Origin of the sequence: Actinocorallia populi, assembly GCF_002995495.1 — a bacterium.
Taxonomy (GTDB): Bacteria; Actinomycetota; Actinomycetes; order Streptosporangiales; family Streptosporangiaceae; genus Actinocorallia; species Actinocorallia populi.
Genome location: NZ_PVZV01000001.1, coordinates 1,025,072 through 1,044,511, shown reverse-complemented (window position 1 = coordinate 1,044,511; position 19,440 = coordinate 1,025,072). Strand labels below are relative to the sequence as shown.

The following is a 19,440-nucleotide window of genomic DNA, read 5'->3' as shown; positions in this document are numbered from 1 at the left end:
CCGGCACCCCTCGAACCCGAAGGACATCATGCGAGAAAAGGCTCCGCTGCGCGCCCGCCTCATCCTCAAGGACGACCAGGACTGGACGGCTCTCACCGGCGAGCAGGCGATCGCCCTCCGCGAGAAGGCCGCCCGCCTGCAGTCGTCGCGTACGGCAAGGATCCTCACCGGTCCGCCCGACCGCCGCGCCCGTATCGAGGAACGCACGATCGACCTTCCCGGCCGCCGCCTGAGGCTGCGCGTGCACCGTCCGGTGAGCGCCGCCGCGAGGCTGCCGCTGATCCTCTCGTTCCACGGCGGTGGCTTCATCGCGGGAACCCCCGAGCAGAACGACTGGCTCAACAGCCGCCTCGCGGCCCGCTGCCCGGCGGTCGTCGTGTCGGTGGACTACCGCCTCGCCCCCCGGCACCGGCTGCCGGAGCCGTTCGACGACGGCTACGACACGCTCGTCCGGATCCTCGAGGACCCCGGCGGCTGGGGCGTCGATCCGGCGGCCGTCGCGGTCCTCGGCGAGAGCGCCGGCGGCACGATCGCCGCGCTCATCACGCTGCGCGCCCGCAAGGACGGCCCGCCGATCCACGCGCAGGCGCTGACCTGCCCGGTCACGGACTGGACCGACGCCCTGGCCGACTACCCCTCGATCACCGCGAACGCCGGCAATCCCGGGATCTCGCTGCCCAAGCTGCTCGCGGCCCGCAGGCTGAGCCTGCCGGAGGGCCTCGACGCGCGCAGCGTGTCACCCCTGTGGTCCGAGGACCTCTCCGGCCTGCCTCCGGCGCTCGTCGTCACCGGCGCGCTGGATCTCCTTGAGGATCAGGGAGCCCGGTATGCCGAGCGGCTCCGCGCCGACGGCACCGACGCCCGGCTGGTCCGCTGTCCGAAAGCCGTCCACGCCTTTCTCAGCGTGCCCGGACTGATCCCGGCCGCCAAGCCCGCACGTCGCGAGATCCTCGCCTTTCTGCGCGGCCGCCTGCACCCTGCGACGGGGTCGCCGAAGGCGGATGGACGATGAACGCCGCCGTGAAGGGGCGGGGCGCGGCGGGGCTGCTGCGTCCGCACGTCCGGGGCTTCGCGGCCCTGGTGGTCTTTCAGGTCATCGGTGCCATCGCGGGGCTGGCGCCGCTGCTGGCGGTCGTCGAGCTGGGGCGTGCGCTGCTGGCGCCCGGGCCGCTCGATCACGGTCATGTGCGGCTCGTCGTGGTCGCGGGGGCGGCGGGCCTGTTCGCACGGCTGGTGTTCACGGCGGCCTCGTCCGGGATCGGGCATCTTCTCGACGACCGGGTGCAGCTGTCGTTCCGGCGGCTGCTGGCCGAACGGCTGGGGCTCGTGCCGATCGGGTGGTTCTCCCGGCGCCGGACCGGTGAGCTGGCGAAGGTCGTCGGCGCGGACGTGAGCGCCGTGCACCCGTTCATCGCCCACACGCCCGGCGAGCTCGTGTCCGCGTTCGTGGTGCCGCTGGTGTCGCTGGCCTACCTGTTCACCGTCGACTGGCGCATGACCCTGATCACGCTGATCCCGGTGGTGCTGGCGGTGGCGCTGGTGCCCCTGATGATGACTCCCGCCCGGCTGCGCGAGCAGGAGGAGTTCGACGCGGGCATGGGGCGGATCTCGAACTCCGTCGTCGAGTTCGTCCAGGGCATCGCGGTGGTCAAGGCCTTCGGCGGGACCGAGCGCGCCCACCGCGCGTTCCGCACGGCCGTGGACGAGTTCGTCGACTCCTTCTACCGGATGGTGCGCGGGCTCTCCGGGATCGCCGCGGGGATGCAGGTGGTCATTTCGCCGCCGTTCGTGCTGCTGGTCGTGCTGACCGGAGGCGCGGCGCTCATCACGGGCGGCGGCATGCCCGCCGCCGATCTGCTGCCCTTCCTTCTGCTGGGGCTGGGGCTGACCGCCCCGGTGGCGGCTCTCGGCCACGGCTTCGACGACATGCAGGCCGCACGACGTGCGGTCGGCCGGATCCGGGACGTGCTCGCGGTGGAGCCGCTGCCGGAGCCCGCCCACCCGGTCGCGCCGCGCGGGCACCGGGTGGAGCTGCGCGGTGTCCGGTTCGGTTACGAAGCCGGTCACGAGGTGCTGCGCGGGATCGACCTGGTGCTCGAACCGGGGACGGTCACCGCGGTCGTCGGGCCGTCGGGGAGCGGGAAGTCCACCCTGGTCCAGCTGCTGCCGCGGTTCTTCGACCCGGCCGAGGGCTCGGTGCTCCTGGGCGGCGCCGATCTGCGCGAGATCGGGAGCCGGGAGCTGTACCGGGCGGTCTCGTTCGTCTTCCAGGACGTCCGCCTGCTGCGCGCGTCGGTCGCGGAGAACATCGCGCTGGCGGCGCCGCACGCCGACCGCGCGGACGTCGAGCGCGCCGCCCGGCTCGCGAACGTCCACGACCGGATCCTCGAACTGCCGCACGGTTACGAGACGGTGCTCGACGAAGAGGTGCGGTTGTCGGGCGGCGAGGCGCAGCGGATCTCCATCGCCCGCGCGCTGCTCGCCGACACGCCCGTCCTCGTGCTCGACGAGGCGACGGCCTTCGCCGACCCGCGGACCGAGCAGGCGGTCCGCCGGTCCCTGGCGGCACGGGCGGACGGCCGGACGGTCCTGGTCATCGCCCACCGCCTGGAGACGATCGCCGACGCCGACACCGTCGTGGTGCTGGAGAACGGGGCGATCGTCGAACGCGGCGCGCCCGCCGAGCTGCTGGCACGGAACGGAAAGTTCGCCGAGCTCTGGCACGTCCACCGGGCGGCGGCCGCCGACGGTACCGAAACGCGAGGAGAGGAACACCGATGATCCGCATGCTGCTGCGCGTGCTGGGACACGAGTACGCCCCGCCGGTGCGGCGCACCGTGGCCCTGATGACGGTCACCGCGGTGGTCGAGGGCCTGTCCTGCGCGCTGCTCTTTCCCGTGCTGCGGGAGCTGTTCGGGAGCACGCCCGCGGACGCCTGGCCGTGGCTGGCCGCGTTCGGCGCGGTGGTCGCGGGCTACGCGGTGCTGCGCTACGTCAGCGACCGGTCCGGTTTCCACGCCGGGACCACACTGCTGCACGGCATGTACCACCGCCTCGGCGACCACCTGGCCCGGTTGCCTCTCGGCTGGTACGGCGGCGGGAGGGTCGGGGAGGTGTCCGCCCTGGCCTCCGGTGGCGTCCTGCAGGCGATGGGCGTGATCGCGCATCTCCTGGCGCCGTTCATCTCCGCCTGTGTGACGCCTCTGGTGATCGTCGGCGTGCTGCTCGCCTTCGACTGGCGGATGGGGCTGGCCGCGCTGGTCGCCGTGCCGCTCGTGGCGGTGGTCCAGGCCAGGGCGGGGCGCGCGATGGAGGCCACCGACGCGGAGCGCCACGAACGCGGGCACGAGGCGACCGGGCGTGTCATCGAGTACCTCCAGGCCCAGCCGGTGCTGCGGGCCGGAGGCCGCACCGCCGAACGGTTCCAGACGCTCGACGACTCGCTGCGCGAACTGCGGCGCGCGTCCCGCCGCTCCACGCTGGCGGCGCTGCCCGGCGTGCTGGGCCTGGCCCTCACCGTGCAGGCGACGTTCACCGCGATGCTGGCCCTGGGCGCCCATCTGGCGCTCGGCGGGAACATCGGAGTGGCCGAGCTCCTGGCGATCCTGGTGCTCGCCGCCCGCTGCGCCGACCCGATGCTGTCGCTCTCGGACCTCGGTGGCCGGCTCCGCGGTGCCCGTTCCGAGCTGATGAGGCTCGACGCCCTGCTGCGCACCGAGCCGCTGCCGGAGCCTTCCGAGCCGGTCCGGCCGCAGGGCCACGGTGTGGAGTTCGCGTCCGTCACCTTCCGGCAGAGCGGCCGCACGGTGATCGACGACCTGTCGCTGTCCGTTCCGGAGGGGCAGCGGCTCGCCGTCGTCGGACCGTCGGGCGCGGGCAAGAGCACCCTGCTGCAGCTGCTCGCGCGGTTCCACGACGTGGACGGGGGCGCGGTCCGCGTGGGCGGCGTGGACGTGCGCGACATCAGCACCGAGGCGCTGATGTCGCGGATCGCGATCGTCTTCCAGGACGTCTACCTCTTCGACGGCACGATCGAGGAGAACGTGCGCCTGGGCCGCCCCGACGCCGACGAGGCCGAGGTAAGGGCGGCGGCGGCCGCGGCACGGCTGGACGAGGTGGTCGAACGGCTGCCCGGCGGCTGGGCGGCGCACGTCGGTGAGGGTGGCGCGCTGCTGTCGGGCGGCGAGCGCCAGCGCGTCTCGATCGCGCGGGCGCTGCTGAAGAACGCGCCCGTCGTGCTGCTGGACGAGGTGACCTCCGCGCTGGACCCGGTGAACGAGGCGGCCGTACAGGAGGGTGTCGAGCGCCTGATGGCGGGCCGCACGGTGGTGATGGTCGCGCACCGGCTGCGGACCGTCCGGCGTGCCGACCGCATCGTCTTCCTGGACGGCGGCCGGATCGTGGAGGAGGGCGGCCACGACGAGCTGCTGCGCCGCGGCGGCCGCTACGCCGGTTTCTGGGACGTTTCCACGACGCCGGCGGGGCGGGGATGAGGCGCCGCGACGACACGGGCTGCGGATAGGATCATTGCGCTCAGAACCTCTGGAGGGCGCGTGGGCGAACCGTCACCGCTCCTGCCGACGGACCCGGCGAGCGTGGGCCCCTACCTGATCGAAGGCCGGCTCGGGGCCGGCGGCCAGGGCACCGTCTACCTCGGCGCCGACGAGAGCGGCCGGCGCGCGGCGGTCAAGCTCCTGCACGCGCACCTGATCACCGACGACGGCGCCCGCGCCCGCTTCCTGGACGAGGTGGAGCTCGCCAAGCGGGTGGCGCCGTTCTGCACGGCCCAGGTGCTCGGCAGCGGCGTCCTGAACGAGCAGCCCTACATCGTCAGCGAATTCGTCGACGGCCCGTCCCTGCTGGCCTCGGTGCGCGACACCGGCGTCCGCGGCGGGGCGGCACTCGAACGGCTGGCCCTCAACACCGTGACGGCGCTGGCCGCGATCCACCGGGCCGGTGTGGTCCACCGCGACTTCAAGCCGGGCAACGTGATACTCGGCCCGGACGGCCCGGTGGTGATCGACTTCGGGATCGCCCGTGCCCTGGATCTCAGCCAGTCGCTCACCGGCAGCCAGGCCGTGGGGACGCCCGGCTACACGGCGCCCGAGCACCTCCGGGGGGACGGGTCCGGCCCGGAGGCCGACCTGTTCGCCTGGGGCGCGACCATGGCCTACGCCGCCACGGGCAGGAACGCCTTCGGCGGCGCGTCGGTCTCCGCCGTCATGTACACGATCCTCCACGGCGAACCGGACCTGGACGGCATGGACGGCCGGCTGGAGTCGATCATCCGCGCCTGCCTGGAGAAGGACCCCGCCCTGCGCCCCACCGCCGTCGAGGTCGGCGACCGCCTTCGCGCCCTCCCGGCGCCCGTCTGGCACACCGGTGGCGGCCCGCCTCCCGAAACCCGCGACGACGGGCCGGAGCGGCCCGACGGGCCAGAACCCGCGTCCCCGGAGAAGTGCGGGCGGCGTCTCCGGCTCGGAGCCGCCGCACTGGGCGTGCTGGCGCTCGTCGCAGCCGTCTTCTCCGCCGTCCCGGCCCTTCGAACGGAGAAGCCCGCCGAGACGCCGCGGGACCTCTCCGGCAAGGTCCTCCCGCCGCCGGATCCCACCGTCTCCGAGGGGCAGCAGGCCGTCGCGATGCCCTCCCCCACGCAGACCCCCCGTACGTCCAGGACCCCGAAGAACCGGAACAGCCCCCGGGATCCGGACGACGCGCCCAGGCCCAGCGGCACGAGGCCGCCGGCCACCGAGAAGCCGAGCCCCCCGAGGCCGCCCTCCCCGTCGAGCCAGCCCCCTCCGTCGGATCCGAGGACGCTCGGCACCGTCACCGGGCCGGACATGGCCCGGTACTGCACGTCCCAGGGTTACTCCCTGTACTTCTACTACAACGGGACTCTCACCTGCCGGGGCAACGGTTCGAAGACGACCGACCTCACGGCCGTATGCCGCTGGCGCCATCCCGCCGAGCCCGACGTCCGGGCGAACGGCACCACCTGCGTCTCCCACCCGTAGCCCCGTGGTGCGGCCGCCGTCAGGCGGGGACGGGGGCGGGCCGGGACGGGAGTCCCTCCCCTTCCGATGAGGGCTCGGCGGGGGTCTTTCCGCTGAGGGGGACGAAGTTGAGGATCAGGGCCGCGACGAGCCAGACCAGCAGGACGGTCATGTGGCCGCCCAGGGTGCGGGCGTCGAAGTAGAGGATGGAGCGGGCGGTCTCCAGGACGGCGGGCATCGGCAGGACGCCGTGCAGCCACTGGAAGAACGAGGGCTCCATCCAGATCGAGACCGCGCCGCCGCTGGACGGGACGCCCAGGATGACCAGGAGGCCGATCGCCGGGACGCCCGCGATCTGGGCGAGTGCCGGGTTCACCGCGAGCGGGGCGAGCAGGCGGGCGAAGAAGGCCGTGACCAGGGCGCCGGTGAAGGAGGCCAGGGCGCCGACGCCGATGAGCTCGGCGTGCCCGTCGATCGCGCCGATGACCGGCCCGACCGCCAGCCAGACGGCGAAGCCCATGAACACCGCCCAGCCCGCGGCGACCGCCGCGAAGGTGCGCGGCCGCATCAGCTGGGGCGCCGCGGCCCCGATGACCAGGACGAAGATCGCGCCGGAGAGGATCCAGCCGAGGGTCAGGTAGAGCGTGGAGATGCCGGCGCCGTCGGCGGGGGGCAGCGGGGCGATGTCCTCGGTGCGGAGCGTGACGCCCTGCGGGGCGGTGAAGCCGGTGAGGACGCCGGTGATGGTCTGCGACTGGCTCGCGCCCGCAGCGCCCGCGACGTAGACGACGGCCTGGCCCCTGCCGCGCACGGACGGCCCCGCGTAGGCGCCGGCCACCTCGCGTTCCAGGACCAGGTCCCTGGCCTCGGCCTCGGTGCCGACGGTGCGCAGGTCGAAGGCCTCGCCGGTCGCTTCGGCCAGCCGGGAGGTGGTGAGCTCGGCCTCGGCGGCGGTCGAGGCGACGACGGCGAGCGGCATCCGGTGGGGTTCGGGCTGGTGCATGGCCGTCAGCATGACGCCGACCATCATCACGACCATGAGGAACGGGAACAGCCCGACCAGGACATACCTGGCGGCGGGCGATGCGCCCTTCCGGGAGACGGCGGCATGCTGGCCGCTGGTGGAGGACATGCGAAACCTCTGGGGAAGAAGACGGGGAAGCTCGGTACGGGGTATACGGGTGCGGGTCAGGCCGGGACGGGCATGGCCGGAGCGGCGGGCTCGTCCGCGACCGCCTTGTCGCCTTCGCCCGGACCGGGTGCGGGCTTGCGCCGGTTGCGCGCCGAGTCCAGGGCCACGGAGCCCGCGACGGAGACCGCGCCCCACAGCGCGAGGACCAGCAGGTGCCCGCTCACCCCGTCGCCGCCGAAGTACAGGACGGCGCGCAGCGCCTCTCCGGCGGCGGGCGTCGGCAGGACGCCGTGCAGCCACTCGAAGAAGGCGGGCATCGCCTTCACCGGCAGGCCCAGGTTGGAGGCCGGGACACCCAGGTACATGAGGACGAACACGCCGAGGACGGAGCCGAGCCCGCCGACCAGGCGGGCGATGAAGCTCTGCGCCAGCCCGACCGCGAAGATCGTCGCCCAGCCGAGCGCGAGCATCTCCCAGGCGTGACCGCCCACCGCCCCGACGACCGGGTCGGCGATCAGCCACACCATGAAACTCATCAGCGCGGCCCAGGCCCCGAGGTACACCGGCATCCGCCGCAGGGTGAACAGCTCGGGGGCGCCCTGGACGACCATGGTGACGATCATGTACCCGGCCAGGATCCAGCCGGTGACGATCATCATGGCGGAGACGCCCATGCCGTCCTCGGGCGGCAGCGGCGCGATCTCGCGGTGGTCCACCGGCAGGTTCTGCCGGGCGGCGATCCCGGTGAAGACCGCCTGTGCCATCGACGCCTGGCCCATGCCGGCGGCCTGCGCGGTGTAGAGCGTGGCGGCGCCTTCGGGCGTGGACGGCAGTTGGAAGGCCGCGCCGATCTCCCGGCTCTCCAGGAGGCTCCGCGCCTCGGACACGCTGCCGACGGTGCGGACCTCGACCGGCGATCCCTCGGCGGCGTTGAGCTGACCGGCGAGCCCGGTCGCCTGCTGCCCGGTGCCGATCACCGCGACGGGCAGGTCGCGGGGCGTGGGCTGGTGCATCGCCGAGGTGTAAACGGTGACGAGCATCATCACCAGGATGAACGGGATGAGCCCGATGAAGAAGTACATGACCGCTTTGGGGGGCTGGCGCCGCCCCGCCGGGCCCGCCTCCTGCTCCCCCTCGGCGGGGACGGTGTCCGTCGCCTGCATCAGATCGGTCTCCCTCGCGTCACGGACGTCGCTTAAGTCAATCGACTTAAATATGGGTATAAGATTAAGCCATCTGACTTAACACTCGGGCCGCAGCCGCGCCGGAGAGACGGTTCTCACAGATGGGAGGATGGCGGCCATGACGGAGAAGGCATCCACCCGCGAGCAGCTGCTGGCGACGGGCGAGCGCCTGATCGCCCTGCACGGCCCCGGGGTCTCCGCCCGCCGGATCGCCGAGGAGGCGGGCGCGGCCAACCACTCGGCCGTCGCCTACCACTTCGGCACGAAGCTCGGCCTCGTCCTGGAGATCATCCGGGAGCACCGCAGGCACACCGACGAGATCGGCCGCGCGATGGCGCAGGAGGCCGCCGGCTCGTCCGACCCGCGCGAGCACCTCGCCTGCGTGCTGCTGCCCACCCTCATCCACCTGGACCGCCTGGGCCCGCCCACCTACTACTCGCGCTTCGTCACCCAGGCATTGGCCGATCCCGCGCTGGAGGAGCAGGTCCTCCCCGAACTCGCCGGCCCGCACACCGGCCCGGCGGTCCGGGCCGTGGCGCGGACGGCGGCGGACATCCCCCCGGAGATCATGTGGATGCGCTGGCGCCTGGTGCGCCCGCTGCTCTTTCGGATCAGCGCCGGATTCGAACTCGAACTGTCCGAAGGCCGCAACGCCCACGCCACCTGGGAGAGCCTGAGCCGCTTCGTCCTCGACGCCATCGGCGGCCTCCTCCTGGCCCCCAACACCCTTCCCCCCGAGAGCATCCGCACCCCCGCGGGCTTCCGGGCCGCGGACTTGGCGAACCTCTGAGCCGCCCCGCGCCCGGCCGGGCGGCTCAGGGGCAGAGCAGTCCGGCCTGGTGGGCCAGGATGGCGGCCTGGACCCGGTTGGCGAGGGAGAGCTTGGCGAGGATGCGGCCGACATGGGTCTTCACCGTGGCCTCGCTCATGTGGAGCGCGGCGGCGATGTCGGCGTTGGTCAGCCCCCCGCCGACGGCGACCAGGACCTCGCGTTCCTTGGCGGTGAGCACGGCGAGGCGCCGCTCGGCCTCGGCGCGCACCGCGTCCTCGCGGGTGACGCGGCTCAGCAGGCGACGGGTCACCCTGGGCGAGAGCACCGCGTCGCCGCGCGCCGCGCTGCGCACCGCGGTGATCATCTCCTGGGCCGAGGCGTCCTTCAGCAGGAAGCCCGCCGCTCCGTGGCACAGCGCGGCCCGGACGTACTCGTCCAGATCGAACGTGGTGAGCACGACGACGCGCGGCGCCTCGGGAAGGCGGGCGAGGCGTTCGGTGGCGGTCAGCCCGTCGGTCCGCGGCATGCGGATGTCCATCAGGATCACGTCCGGGTTCCGGGACCGGGCCTCGCGCAGCGCCGCCTCGCCGTCGGTCGCCTCACCGACCACGGTGATGTCGGGCTCGGTCTCCATGATGGTGCGCAACATGGCGCGGACCATCCACTCGTCGTCGGCGATCAGGACGCGGATCATCCCAGCGGCACCTCGGCTCTGATCTCGAAGCCCCCGCCCGGCACGGGGCGCGCGGTCAGCTCGCCGCCGATGAGCCTGATCCGCTCGGCGATGCCGAGCAGCCCGTGCCCGCCGCCCGGCAGGCCGGGGGCGCCGGAGCGGCCCCGGCCGTTGGTCACCGAGAGCCGGAGGGCGCCGGGGACCCGTTCGACCCGGACCCGCGTCCTCGCGCCGGCGGCGTGCTTGTGCGCGTTGCTCAGCGCCTCCTGGACGACCCGGTAGACGGCGTGCTCGACCAGGACGGGAACGCGCTCGCCGCGGGAGGCGTCGACCATCTCGAACTCCACCGGCGTTCCGGTGCGGCGGGACGCCGCGACCAGGTCCTCCAGATCGGCCAGGCCCGGTTGCGGGACGAGCGCGACGTCACCGGTGCGCAGGACCTCCACCAGGGAGCGGAGCTCGCCCAGCGCCTCGCGTCCGATGGCGCCGATCCGCGCGCCGATCTCGACGGCGTCCCGGCCCTGCGCCGCCTCCAGGGCCGTGGCGTGCAGCACCATCAACGCCACCCGGTGCGTGACGACGTCGTGCATGTCCCGGGCGATCTGGGCGCGTTCGTCGCTGCGCGCCTGCAGGACGCGCCGGTGCTGCTCGCGTTCGGCCCGTTCGGCGCGCTCGCGGACCCTGGCGATCAGCTCGCGCCGGGTGCCGACGTACAGGCCGAGCAGCGCCGGGGCGAGGCAGATCGCCGCGGCGGGCGGGACGGCGGCGTCGGGGCCGCCCACCCGCCAGAGCGGGATGGCCACGACGACGGCGCCGACGAACGTGCTGACGGCGATCTTCGGCCGTGAGGCGGTCCGCTCCGCCAGGGTGTACTGCGCGAGCATGAGGGCGACGAACGCGGAGAGGACGACCCAGGCGGCCAGCGCCAGCACCACGAACAGCACCGGTCGGCGCCTTCTGCCCCAGACGGCGGCGCCGACCAGCAGGCCGAACGGGATCGCGATGCCGGGCGACGGGTCCCAGTCGAAGTACGCCAGGTTGTAGCCGCCCGCCCGGGCCGCGTCGATGTCACTGGACGCCGTGCTCACGGCGATGGCGAGCGGCAGCGCCGCCTCGATCGCCGGGCGCCCGTACGACGTGAGCCGCGACCGCAGTCCCATGAACGTTCACACTAACCGCGCAACGATTTTCCGGCATCGGTAGAAAGTCGTACGCGGGCACCGGAAACCGTCGCCCTTCTACCGATCCGAAAGCGTGTATCGGTCGATGCCCCGCCCGTTCCCGTCTGGCGAACCTGGGTGAATGCACCTCAAGACACGGCCCGGCCAGGTGGCTCCGGGCGTACGCGCGCAACAGATCACACATTTCGCCTTCGCTGTGTTCTCCGTCGTCGCCGGGACGCTGATCCTGCTCAGGGAGGACGCCCCGCACGCGCTCTTCCAGACGGCCGGCGTGGTCGGTTACGCGCTGGCCGCGGTCCTTTCGACCGGCTGCGGCCGGGCACTCGGCATACCGCGGGCGGCCGCACGCGCCAGGCGGATTCTGATCGTCTTCCACCTGCTCTTCATCCCGGCCCAGTTCCTCTTTCTCCTCGCCCACAAGGTGCCGTTCGCCGGAATGGCCCTCTCCACGCTGATCGCCGTGAGGCTGAAGCCGCGTTTCCCCCGATTGAAGCGCCGTTCCCGCAAGGTCTGGCTGGCCCTGCACGTCGGCATCAGCGTCGGCTGGCTCGGCCTTTCCCTGGGGATGTTGACCTTGGCCGTCGCCGGCGCCACCACCGACGACCCCGTGATCCGGCACGGCGCGTACGAGATCATGCACCTGTTCGACCTGGCCATCGTCATCCCGAGCGTGTTCGCGGCCCTCATCACCGGCGTCGTGGTCTCCCTCGGCACGCCCTGGGGGCTGGTCAGGCACTGGTGGGTGCTGCTCAAGCTCCTCATCGCGTTGAGCCTCCCGGTCGCCGCCACGGTCGAGAGCGGATGGATCGAGCAGCTGAAGCTCAGGACCGAGGACCCCGCCGCCGACCCGGGCGGCGTCGGCCTCGCCCTGGTGGTCTGCATGGCGTGCTTCGTCGCCCTGCTGTGGACGGCGGTGGCACTGTCCGTCTTCAAGCCGGGCGGGAAGACGCGGTGGGGACGCGAGGGGCGGTTCCGCTGGGCGAGAGGAGGGGTGGCGGCAGGGGCCGAGGAGCCCTAGCGTCTGGGGGCATGGAGTCGATCTCGGGCGAGGCGGCCCGCAGTGTGGAGGAGCGCGTCGCGGCGCTCGAGGCGATCGAGCGGATCAAGACGGTCAAGCACCGGTACCTGCGGGCGTGCGACCGCAAGGACGCGGAGGCGTTCCGGGCGTGCTTCGTCGCCGAAGGGGCGGTCCTCGACTACGGGCCGCTCGGGGCCTTCGAAGGGGCCGCCGCGCTCACCGAGGTCTTCAAGAGGATCGCGCTGGGGCGGGACGGGGACGGGCGGTACATCGTCCTCGACATGCACCACGCGGCGAACCCGGTGATCGAGCTGCTCGGCGAGGGGCGCGCCGAGGGCGCATGGAGCCTGCGGTTCCGGCAGGTCGACCGGGTCGCGCGGACCGAGAAGGTCAGCGCCATCGAGTACGACGACCGCTACGAGCTGGAAGACGGGCGGTGGAGGATCCGGTCGTCCCGTGTGACGGTGTTGTGGGAGATGGTCCGTCCGCTGCCCGAAGGAACCTCTTTCCAAGGGAGTCACGCGTGAGCACCTCGGGTGAAGGACGGATCGCGCTGGTCACCGGCGGGAGCCGCGGCGTCGGGGAGGGCATCGCCGTCGGCCTGGGCGAGGCCGGGTGGACGGTGGTCGTCTCCGGCCGGAACGAGAAGCGGCTGGCCCGGACGGTCGAACGGGTGCGGGAGGCCGGCGGGCGCGGGCGGGCGGTCGTGTGCGACCACGCCGACGACGCCCGGGTCGAAGCGCTGGTCCGGGGCGTCGAGGAGGAGCACGGGCGGCTGGACCTGCTGGTGAACAACGCCTGGGCCGCCCCCGCGGACATGGACCACGAACGGCCCGAACCCTTCTGGGAGCGCCCCGTGTCGGACTGGGACCCGCTCATCGGGATCGGGTTGCGCGCCCACTACGTGGCGAGCCGCGCCGCCGCCCCGGCGATGGTCGCGCGGGGAGCCGGGATGATCGTCAACATCTCGTCGGTGGGCACCCGCGCCTACCTGCACTCCGCCCTGTACGGCATCTCCAAGGCCGGCCTGGACAAGATGACCCACGACACCGCTCTGGAGCTGCGCGACCACGGGGTCACGGTGGTGTCCCTGTGGCCCGGCCTGATCCGCACCGAGCGGCTGCTGGCCAGCGGCAGGGAGAGGGTCTTCGGCGTCTCCATCAAGGACACCGAGACGCCCGAGCTCCAGGGAAGGGTGATAGCCGCCCTGGCCGCCGACCCCGGCGTCCACCTCCGCACCGGGCAGGTGGTCATCAGCGCGGAGGCCGCGGTGGAATACGGCCTCTCCGAACCCGACGGCGGAACGCCCGTCTCCCCCCGGAAGATGTTCGGCGGCGGCCCGGTCTTCCCCCCTCTCCCCTGACGGACTCCCCGGCACGGTGAATAGGCTGTGGCGGTGACCGGAAACCGGCGGCAGGTGAACACGCTCCCCACGGGAGGCGTGTTCGTCCTGCTGGCCCTGCTGGTGACGGCCGGTCTGGTCGGCATGCACGGCCTGACGGCGTCGGCCCTTCCCGCCGCCGCGCCCGCGGCGGCCGCGGACGGCATGCGGCAGGCGAGCCACTCGGCCCACGCCGCGACGGCTCAGCGGCCGGACGGCGGCCGGCTCGCCGCGCCCGAGGAGAGGGCGGCGGCCGATTCGCCCTGCTCGCACCACTCCTCCGGAGACCACGCCGGTCATTCCGTCGCCGACTGCGCCGCCACCGGCGTCGGCACCGCCCACCTGCCCCCCGCTCCGCCCTTCCGCCCCCATGCTCCCGCGGCCACCGCGGTGACGGCCCTGCAGCGCACCTCGGCGGAACGGGCGCCTCCCGACCTGGCGCGTCTACAACTCCTGCGGATCTAGAGGCCCCGGTACCCGACCGCTTCGGGAACCGGTGCCGCTCCGGCGGCACGCCTTCCTCTTCTCCATGCAGACCCAGGAGCCGCACTCACATGATCATCAAGCGCTTCCCCGTTCGCCGTGCCGCCGCCGTGGCCGTCCTTCCCGCCGTCCTCGTGCTCGGGACCGCCGCCTGCGGCGGCGACGGCACCGCCGACCACCACCCCGCGGCCTCCGCCAGCGGGCACCCCGCGACCCCGCCGGCGTCGTCCCCGGCCGCCGCCGGACAGCACAACGACCAGGACGTGGCCTTCGCCCAGGGCATGATCCCCCACCACCGGCAGGCCGTGACCATGGCCGACCTCGCACCCGGACGCGCCGGGTCCCAGGCCGTCAAGGACCTCGCCGTGCAGATCAAGAAGGCCCAGGACCCGGAGATCACCACGATGTCCGGATGGCTCACCGCCTGGGGCGAGGAGGTCCCCGCCGAGGACATGCCGGGCATGGACCACGGCGCCGACCACGGCGCGGGCGAGCACGGCGGCATGCCCGGCATGATGAGCGAGGCCGACATGACCGAGCTGGCGGGGCTGTCGGGCGCCGCGTTCGACACCCGGTTCCTGGAGATGATGATCGCCCACCACCAGGGCGCCGTCACCATGGCCACCACCGAGAAGGAGCAGGGCGCCTACGCTCCCGCCAAGGACCTCGCCGCCGCCATCATCACCGGCCAGTCCACCGAGATCGACCAGATGAAGAAGCTGCTGGGCGAGTAGACGCCCCGGTGGAGCAGGGGGAGGCGCCGAGGCGCCTCCCCCTGCCCGTCGCGCACCCCGAGGTCTACGCCGCCGTCATCGACGAGCCGAACCTCGACTTCATCATGGTGATGGAGGATCTGGCCGCCCGGGGCTGCGACCCCCGCGACTCCACCAGACCGCTGACGGCCGACCAGGCGGCGAGCGGCCTGCGAGGACTCGCGCGCCTGCGCAGCGCGTTCTGGGGCGGCAGGTTCGACGACCACCCGGGCCTCGGCTGGGTGCAGCCGTTCGTCGCCTGGCAGAACATGGGCCACGGCATCCCGCGCGCGCTCCGCAAGGCGGGCGACACGATCGCTCCCGAGGTGCGGGCCCTCACCCGGGAGAAGCTCGTCGAAGACCTGTGGACCCGCTACATCGGCACCCTCGCCCACGGCCCGCGGACCCTCCTGCACGGCGACCCGCACATCGGCAACACCTACGTGCTGCCCGGCGGCGGCGTCGGCTTCCTCGACCGGCAGGTCCTGCGCCGGGGAAACTGGTCCCTCGACGTCGGCTACTTCCTCCAGGGCGCCCTCACCGTCGAAGACCGCCGCGCGAGCGAAGCCGACCTCCTGGAGGAGTACCGCAACGCCCTCGACGTCCCGTCCGGCGAACGCCCCACCCGCGACGACGCCTGGCTGCGCTACCGCGCCTCCGCCGCCCACGGCCTGGCGGTCTGGCTCGCCACGTTCAGCCACGACGCCTGGCAACGCGACGAGGTCTGCCTGGCCCTCGTGCAGCGCTACGCCGCCGCCTACCTGGACTTCGACACCCCCGCCGCGATCGACGCCCTCACCTGAGCCCCGGTCTCCGGCCGGTCACGGGATGCCCGGGGCGAGGAGCGGGGAGTACGGGCAGTTCGCGGTGGAGAACCGGCCGCTGCCGGAGCGCTCCTGGCCCCGCAGGCCGCCGGTCACGGCGAGGACCGCGACGAGGCACGCGGGCCCCGTCCCTAACAGGGGGGCGGCGGGGGCGTGAAACCGACGTGACTTGATGCTCCCAGCCGTGTCACACAACGGAAATCTTCGCTGCACAGACTCCGGAGTGCCAGTGAGCGCCCGCGGAGTCCGCGGGCCTCCCACCCCCGGCGAAGGAGTGCCCCGTGTCCTATGTGAACCCGCCCGACTTCGTGAAGAAGATGATCGACTCAGGCGAGGCCAAGGCCTTCATGTCCACCCGAGATACGCTGATCCGCGCCTACATGGCGGGTGCCGTCCTGGCGCTGTCGGCGGCGTTCGCGGTCACGGTCACCGTGCAGACGGGTGAGGCGCTGCTCGGCGCGGTGCTCTTCCCGATCGGCTTCTGCCTGCTGTACCTGATGGGATTCGACCTGCTGACCGGGGTCTTCACGTTGACGCCCCTCGCGCTGATCGACAGGCGGCCGGGCGTCACGGTGCGTTCGGTCCTGCGCAACTGGGGGCTGGTCTTCGCCGGCAACTTCGCCGGCGCGATCACCGTCGCGGTCATGATGGCGGTGATCTTCACGGTCGGCTTCTCCATGGACCCCAACGAGGTCGGCCGGCAGATCGGCACGATCGGGGAGGGCCGGACGGTCGGTTACGCCGAGCACGGTGCCGCCGGGATGCTGACCCTGTTCGTGCGCGCGGTCCTGTGCAACTGGATGGTCTCCACCGGCGTCGTCGCCGCGATGATGTCGACGTCCGTCTCGGGCAAGGTGATCGCCATGTGGATGCCCATCCTGCTCTTCTTCTACATGGGCTTCGAGCACTCGATCGTGAACATGTACCTGTTCCCGTCCGGCCTGATGCTCGGCGGCGACTTCTCCGTCATGGACTACCTCGTGTGGAACGAGATCCCGACCGTCCTGGGCAACCTGGTCGGCGGCCTGACCTTCGTGGGCCTCACGCTCTACGCCACCCACGGGCGGGCCGCCGGGGGCCCGGACCGGCCGGCCCCCCGGCAGCTCGACACCCCGGTCAAGGTGGACGCCTAAGCGCCCGCCCGGGGTCAGTTGAAGCAGTCCTGCTTCGGAGAGACCAGACCCAGCTGGGACAGCTTGTTCCGCTGGTCGAACATGAACCAGTACTGGGTCTTCTTCTTGCCCCCGGAGGCCGGGGCCCACCAGTGGTTGATCTCCTCGCGCATGCCCGGGTACTTCTTCTTCACCTGCGCCATGGTCGCGCCGATGCCGATGCCCCGCGGTGTGCGCATCCCCTTGGCCGCGAAGATCGCGACCACGCCGTGCTTCTTGGAGATGTAGCCCCCGACCTCGTCATCGGGGGTGCGGTAGGCCTTCAGGTCGAAGCCGGTGCACCCTCCGTCGCTGCGCTCCAGGACGATCGTGCCGGTCCGGCGCGCCTGCTTCTTGGTCTGGCCGATCTTGAGCTTGCCGTATCCGAGCGGGCCCAGCTTCGGCCCGGCGGCCGCCGCCGGGACCGCAACGATCGGCGAGAGCACCAGCGCGCCCGTCAGCACCGCGGCGAGTCCACGTCTCATCGTCATCTCCTCGAGTAAGTCCTCCCCGGCGAACCGCCGGGGAGCAGCTCGGATGGGCATCCGGCAGCTCTTATGACGCGCCATCACCCCCTGTCGTTCGGAACGCCTGCCGACCAGAAGCACCGCGGACGGCACGGACCAGGCGCAGGGCCGCGGTGGCGGCGCCCGCGACGGCTCCGGCGCACAGGGCCGTGGAGATGTCGGGGAACCAGTTCCACAGGTGACCGGGGCCCATCTGGACGACGAGGGGCACCGCGACGATCCAGGGGAGCGCGCCCGCCAGGATCCAGGCCGCGGCCACGGCGGCGCGGCGCGGCGGAGAGGCGAGGGAGGGACGGCGGAGGAGGAAGGCCGAGCGGACGGCCGCCGCGGTCAACGCCAGGGCCAGGACGGTGGTCCCCCAGACGGCCAGGTGGTAGGGGGACGCGGACGGCGCGGCGGGCGGGTCGCCGCCCGCCAGGAGCCTGGCGGCTCCGAAGCCGGCCTGCATGACCGCTCCGTCGTGCAAGAGGCCGTGCAGGTTCTGGTGGAGGACGAGCGCGGTGCCCTGCTCCGGCAGCAGGAAGATCATCGCCGAGTAGCCGAAGGTCGCCCCCGTGTGCCAGACGGCGCCGTCGAGCGGCGCGTCCAGGCCGCCGACCCGCCAGCCCAGCCCGTAGCCGGTGCCTGCGCCGGTGGGGCGGAGCTCGCCCTCTCGGCGCATGAGCCGTACGGACTGCGGGGTCAGGACGGTTCCCCCGTCGGCGGTCCTGCCCGACCGGAGCTGCAACGACGCGAAGGCGGCCAGGTCGTTCAGGTCGCCGCCCAGGTAGCCGTAGCTCGCGCCGTGGTCGTCGTACCCGTCCGCGATCGCGGACGGGAGGCCCCACAGGAGCTGGTGCCCCGGCGGCAGGTCCCGCTTCCGCGCCGACGCCGCGTCCGCGATGGCGCCGTCCATGCCCGCGGGGTCGAGGACGGCGCGGCGGAGGTGTTCGGCGAAGGGCAGTCCGGTGACCGCCTCGACCACGGCGGCCAGCACCAGGTAGTTGGCGCTCGTGTAGGCGTACGCGGTGCCGGGCGGGCCGAGCGGCCGCACGTCGTCCAGGGCGCCGATGCGCTCGGCCGGGCGGGGGCAGTCCGCGCTCAGGCAGTCGGCGACCGCGAAGGTGGCCGACGCGGGGAGGCCCGCGGTCTGGTCGAGCAGGTGGCGGACCGTGACCTCGGCGGCGTGCGCGGTGCCGCCGAAGCGGAAGCCGGGCAGGTGGTCGACGACCCTGTCGTCCAGGCCGAGCCGCCCGTCCTGGACGAGGGCCATGACGCCGGTCGCCGCGACGGGCTTGGCGACCGACCCCCACAGGAACGGGGTGCCGGCCGTGACGGGCCCGCCGCGCCCGTCGGTGCCCCAGGAGCGCTGGTGGAGCGGGCCGTCGGGACCGACCACGGCGTAGGAGAGCCCGGGTACGTGCGTGGCCTCCATCCGGTCCCGGACGTAAGCGTCGATGGCGGCGTACCGGTCGGAGCCGGTGGACGCCGACGCGACGGGGACGCAGAACAGCAGGCAGAACAGGAGGGCTGCCACGCTCGCGGCGGCGTGCCGCAGGCGGTCTCGCAAGATGACTCCTCGTGGCGACTCGAATAACCATATGCTCATACGGTTTTTACCGTATCGCGGTATGGTCATCAAGTGCCGAGGACAGCCGATCACGAGGAACGCCGGCGGCAGATCGCCGTGGCGGTCTGCGAACTCATCTCCGAAGGCGGGCTCGACGCCGTCACCGTCGCCCGCACGGCCGGATCCGCGGGGATCTCGGTCGGCCTGGTGCAGCACTACTTCCGCACCAAGGACGCGATGCTCCTGCACGCGTTCAGGTACGCCAGCGCGCGCATCCGGGGCCGGATCGAAGAACGGATAAGCGCCGGGATCCGGCACCACCAGCCCATCTCCCGGGTCCTGGCCGAGGCGATGGCCGAACTCGTCCCCCTGGACGAGACGCGCCGCACCGAGTTCCGCGTCGCCAGGGCGTTCGCCGGACGCGCCCTGGACGTCCCCGAGCTCGCCGACGTCGACGCCGAGACCGCGCGGGCGCTGCGCGACGACCTCGCCCAGGCGGTCCACAACGGGAAGGAGTGCGGGGAGGTCGCGCCGGACCTCGACCCGTGGCCCGCGGCCGTCCGCCTCGCCGCCGTCGCGGAGGGTCTGGCGATGCAGGTCTACCGCGATCCCTCGGGCGTGAACAAAATCCCCGCGACCGCCCTCACTGCGTCGATCATCGACGCCGAACTCGCCGCCGTCTTCACCGGAGAATGCCGCCAGTACATCGCGAAAGGGCGGCCCGAGGCGTACGGAAATCCGTCCTGAATCGCAGGTCCGGCGGCGGGGAAAAGTTTACCGTGAAACGGCCGTATCCCCCGGCGGCCTTTATGGCGGACCC

At 72.8% G+C, this 19,440-nt stretch carries 19 protein-coding genes; 13 read left to right on the top strand and 6 right to left on the bottom strand.

Features of this window, described 5'->3' with window-relative positions; genetic code table 11:
• The first annotated feature begins 28 nt into the window (after positions 1 to 28).
• From C2865_RS05150 to C2865_RS05135, 4 genes are read left to right on the top strand one after another with little or no spacing between them, the layout of a single operon-like run.
• Entirely contained in the window at positions 29 to 1,012 is a 984-nt protein-coding gene (locus C2865_RS05150; RefSeq protein WP_106397081.1) for an alpha/beta hydrolase, read from the top strand.
• Positions 1,009 to 2,781, top strand: coding sequence for an ABC transporter ATP-binding protein (locus C2865_RS05145; RefSeq protein WP_106397080.1), 1,773 nt, complete (start codon positions 1,009 to 1,011; stop codon positions 2,779 to 2,781). Before C2865_RS05150 ends, C2865_RS05145 begins: the two co-directional genes overlap by 4 nt.
• Positions 2,778 to 4,493 (top strand): ABC transporter ATP-binding protein, encoded by a 1,716-nt coding sequence (locus C2865_RS05140; protein WP_106397079.1) that lies wholly within the window; start codon positions 2,778 to 2,780, stop codon positions 4,491 to 4,493. Before C2865_RS05145 ends, C2865_RS05140 begins: the two co-directional genes overlap by 4 nt.
• A gap of 60 nt (positions 4,494 to 4,553) precedes the next feature.
• Complete coding sequence (locus C2865_RS05135) at positions 4,554 to 6,014, top strand: serine/threonine protein kinase (protein WP_232835362.1); 1,461 nt, start codon at positions 4,554 to 4,556, stop codon at positions 6,012 to 6,014.
• 19 nt (positions 6,015 to 6,033) lie between these two features.
• Here C2865_RS05135 and C2865_RS05130 read toward each other — a convergent pair whose 3' ends face one another.
• Positions 6,034 to 7,125, bottom strand: coding sequence for an ABC-2 transporter permease (locus C2865_RS05130; RefSeq protein WP_106397078.1), 1,092 nt, complete (start codon positions 7,123 to 7,125; stop codon positions 6,034 to 6,036).
• A gap of 56 nt (positions 7,126 to 7,181) precedes the next feature.
• Positions 7,182 to 8,288, bottom strand: coding sequence for an ABC transporter permease (locus C2865_RS05125; protein WP_106397077.1), 1,107 nt, complete (start codon positions 8,286 to 8,288; stop codon positions 7,182 to 7,184).
• A 139-nt stretch (positions 8,289 to 8,427) separates the two neighbouring features.
• On the opposite strand from C2865_RS05125, the gene C2865_RS05120 reads away from it, so the two are divergent.
• Complete coding sequence (locus C2865_RS05120; RefSeq protein ID WP_198652930.1) at positions 8,428 to 9,099, top strand: TetR/AcrR family transcriptional regulator; 672 nt, start codon at positions 8,428 to 8,430, stop codon at positions 9,097 to 9,099.
• Positions 9,100 to 9,124: 25 nt separating this feature from the next.
• Here the strand turns inward: C2865_RS05120 and C2865_RS05115 are convergent, their stop codons facing one another.
• Both C2865_RS05115 and C2865_RS05110 read right to left on the bottom strand, forming a co-directional pair.
• Positions 9,125 to 9,775 (bottom strand): response regulator, encoded by a 651-nt coding sequence (locus tag C2865_RS05115; protein WP_106397075.1) that lies wholly within the window; start codon positions 9,773 to 9,775, stop codon positions 9,125 to 9,127.
• Positions 9,772 to 10,914 carry a sensor histidine kinase gene (locus tag C2865_RS05110; RefSeq protein WP_106397074.1) on the bottom strand — a complete coding sequence of 381 codons (1,143 nt, stop codon included), beginning with the start codon at positions 10,912 to 10,914 and terminating at the stop codon, positions 9,772 to 9,774. The genes C2865_RS05115 and C2865_RS05110 overlap by 4 nt, the downstream gene beginning before the upstream one ends.
• A gap of 142 nt (positions 10,915 to 11,056) precedes the next feature.
• On the opposite strand from C2865_RS05110, the gene C2865_RS05105 reads away from it, so the two are divergent.
• The 7 genes from C2865_RS05105 to C2865_RS05075 all read left to right on the top strand — a co-directional run bounded on the left by C2865_RS05105 (position 11,057) and on the right by C2865_RS05075 (position 16,526).
• A complete protein-coding gene (locus tag C2865_RS05105) occupies positions 11,057 to 11,953 on the top strand; it encodes a hypothetical protein (RefSeq protein WP_106397073.1) in 897 nt (298 codons plus the stop codon).
• 11 nt (positions 11,954 to 11,964) lie between these two features.
• Positions 11,965 to 12,480 carry a nuclear transport factor 2 family protein gene (locus C2865_RS40535; protein ID WP_106397072.1) on the top strand — a complete coding sequence of 172 codons (516 nt, stop codon included), beginning with the start codon at positions 11,965 to 11,967 and terminating at the stop codon, positions 12,478 to 12,480.
• The gene (locus C2865_RS05095; RefSeq protein WP_106397071.1) at positions 12,477 to 13,316 is read left to right on the top strand and encodes an SDR family NAD(P)-dependent oxidoreductase; all 840 of its coding nucleotides are present in this window, start codon (positions 12,477 to 12,479) and stop codon (positions 13,314 to 13,316) included. The genes C2865_RS40535 and C2865_RS05095 overlap by 4 nt, the downstream gene beginning before the upstream one ends.
• A 33-nt stretch (positions 13,317 to 13,349) precedes the next feature.
• Positions 13,350 to 13,799 carry a DUF6153 family protein gene (locus tag C2865_RS05090; protein WP_198652920.1) on the top strand — a complete coding sequence of 150 codons (450 nt, stop codon included), beginning with the start codon at positions 13,350 to 13,352 and terminating at the stop codon, positions 13,797 to 13,799.
• An 89-nt stretch (positions 13,800 to 13,888) separates the two neighbouring features.
• Complete coding sequence (locus C2865_RS05085) at positions 13,889 to 14,551, top strand: DUF305 domain-containing protein (RefSeq protein WP_106397070.1); 663 nt, start codon at positions 13,889 to 13,891, stop codon at positions 14,549 to 14,551.
• 8 nt (positions 14,552 to 14,559) lie between these two features.
• The gene (locus tag C2865_RS05080; RefSeq protein ID WP_106397069.1) at positions 14,560 to 15,372 is read left to right on the top strand and encodes a phosphotransferase; all 813 of its coding nucleotides are present in this window, start codon (positions 14,560 to 14,562) and stop codon (positions 15,370 to 15,372) included.
• A 302-nt stretch (positions 15,373 to 15,674) separates the two neighbouring features.
• Positions 15,675 to 16,526, top strand: coding sequence for a formate/nitrite transporter family protein (locus C2865_RS05075; protein ID WP_106397068.1), 852 nt, complete (start codon positions 15,675 to 15,677; stop codon positions 16,524 to 16,526).
• 14 nt (positions 16,527 to 16,540) lie between these two features.
• On the opposite strand, the gene C2865_RS05070 is transcribed toward C2865_RS05075, so the two are convergent.
• A complete protein-coding gene (locus tag C2865_RS05070) occupies positions 16,541 to 17,029 on the bottom strand; it encodes a hypothetical protein (protein WP_157963566.1) in 489 nt (162 codons plus the stop codon).
• A gap of 70 nt (positions 17,030 to 17,099) precedes the next feature.
• Positions 17,100 to 18,620, bottom strand: coding sequence for a serine hydrolase domain-containing protein (locus C2865_RS05065; RefSeq protein ID WP_106397066.1), 1,521 nt, complete (start codon positions 18,618 to 18,620; stop codon positions 17,100 to 17,102).
• A 72-nt stretch (positions 18,621 to 18,692) separates the two neighbouring features.
• Here C2865_RS05065 and C2865_RS05060 point away from each other — a divergent pair, with 72 nt between their 5' ends.
• Positions 18,693 to 19,367 carry a TetR/AcrR family transcriptional regulator gene (locus tag C2865_RS05060; protein ID WP_106397065.1) on the top strand — a complete coding sequence of 225 codons (675 nt, stop codon included), beginning with the start codon at positions 18,693 to 18,695 and terminating at the stop codon, positions 19,365 to 19,367.
• The last annotated feature ends 73 nt before the right edge of the window (positions 19,368 to 19,440 follow it).

Bases quoted from the DNA above. Each gene is read 5' to 3' on its own strand.
- C2865_RS05070 (WP_157963566.1), bottom strand. From the start codon at position 17,029: ATGAGACGTGGACTCGCCGCGGTGCTGACGGGCGCGCTGGTGCTCTCG.
- C2865_RS05120 (WP_198652930.1), top strand. From the start codon at position 8,428: ATGACGGAGAAGGCATCCACCCGCGAGCAGCTGCTGGCGACGGGCGAG.
- C2865_RS05085 (WP_106397070.1), top strand. From the start codon at position 13,889: ATGATCATCAAGCGCTTCCCCGTTCGCCGTGCCGCCGCCGTGGCCGTC.
- C2865_RS05115 (WP_106397075.1), bottom strand. From the start codon at position 9,775: ATGATCCGCGTCCTGATCGCCGACGACGAGTGGATGGTCCGCGCCATG.
- C2865_RS05110 (WP_106397074.1), bottom strand. From the start codon at position 10,914: ATGGGACTGCGGTCGCGGCTCACGTCGTACGGGCGCCCGGCGATCGAG.
- C2865_RS05145 (WP_106397080.1), top strand. From the start codon at position 1,009: ATGAACGCCGCCGTGAAGGGGCGGGGCGCGGCGGGGCTGCTGCGTCCG.
- C2865_RS05150 (WP_106397081.1), top strand. From the start codon at position 29: ATGCGAGAAAAGGCTCCGCTGCGCGCCCGCCTCATCCTCAAGGACGAC.
- C2865_RS05130 (WP_106397078.1), bottom strand. From the start codon at position 7,125: ATGTCCTCCACCAGCGGCCAGCATGCCGCCGTCTCCCGGAAGGGCGCA.
- C2865_RS05140 (WP_106397079.1), top strand. From the start codon at position 2,778: ATGATCCGCATGCTGCTGCGCGTGCTGGGACACGAGTACGCCCCGCCG.
- C2865_RS05125 (WP_106397077.1), bottom strand. From the start codon at position 8,288: ATGCAGGCGACGGACACCGTCCCCGCCGAGGGGGAGCAGGAGGCGGGC.
- C2865_RS40535 (WP_106397072.1), top strand. From the start codon at position 11,965: ATGGAGTCGATCTCGGGCGAGGCGGCCCGCAGTGTGGAGGAGCGCGTC.
- C2865_RS05105 (WP_106397073.1), top strand. From the start codon at position 11,057: ATGCACCTCAAGACACGGCCCGGCCAGGTGGCTCCGGGCGTACGCGCG.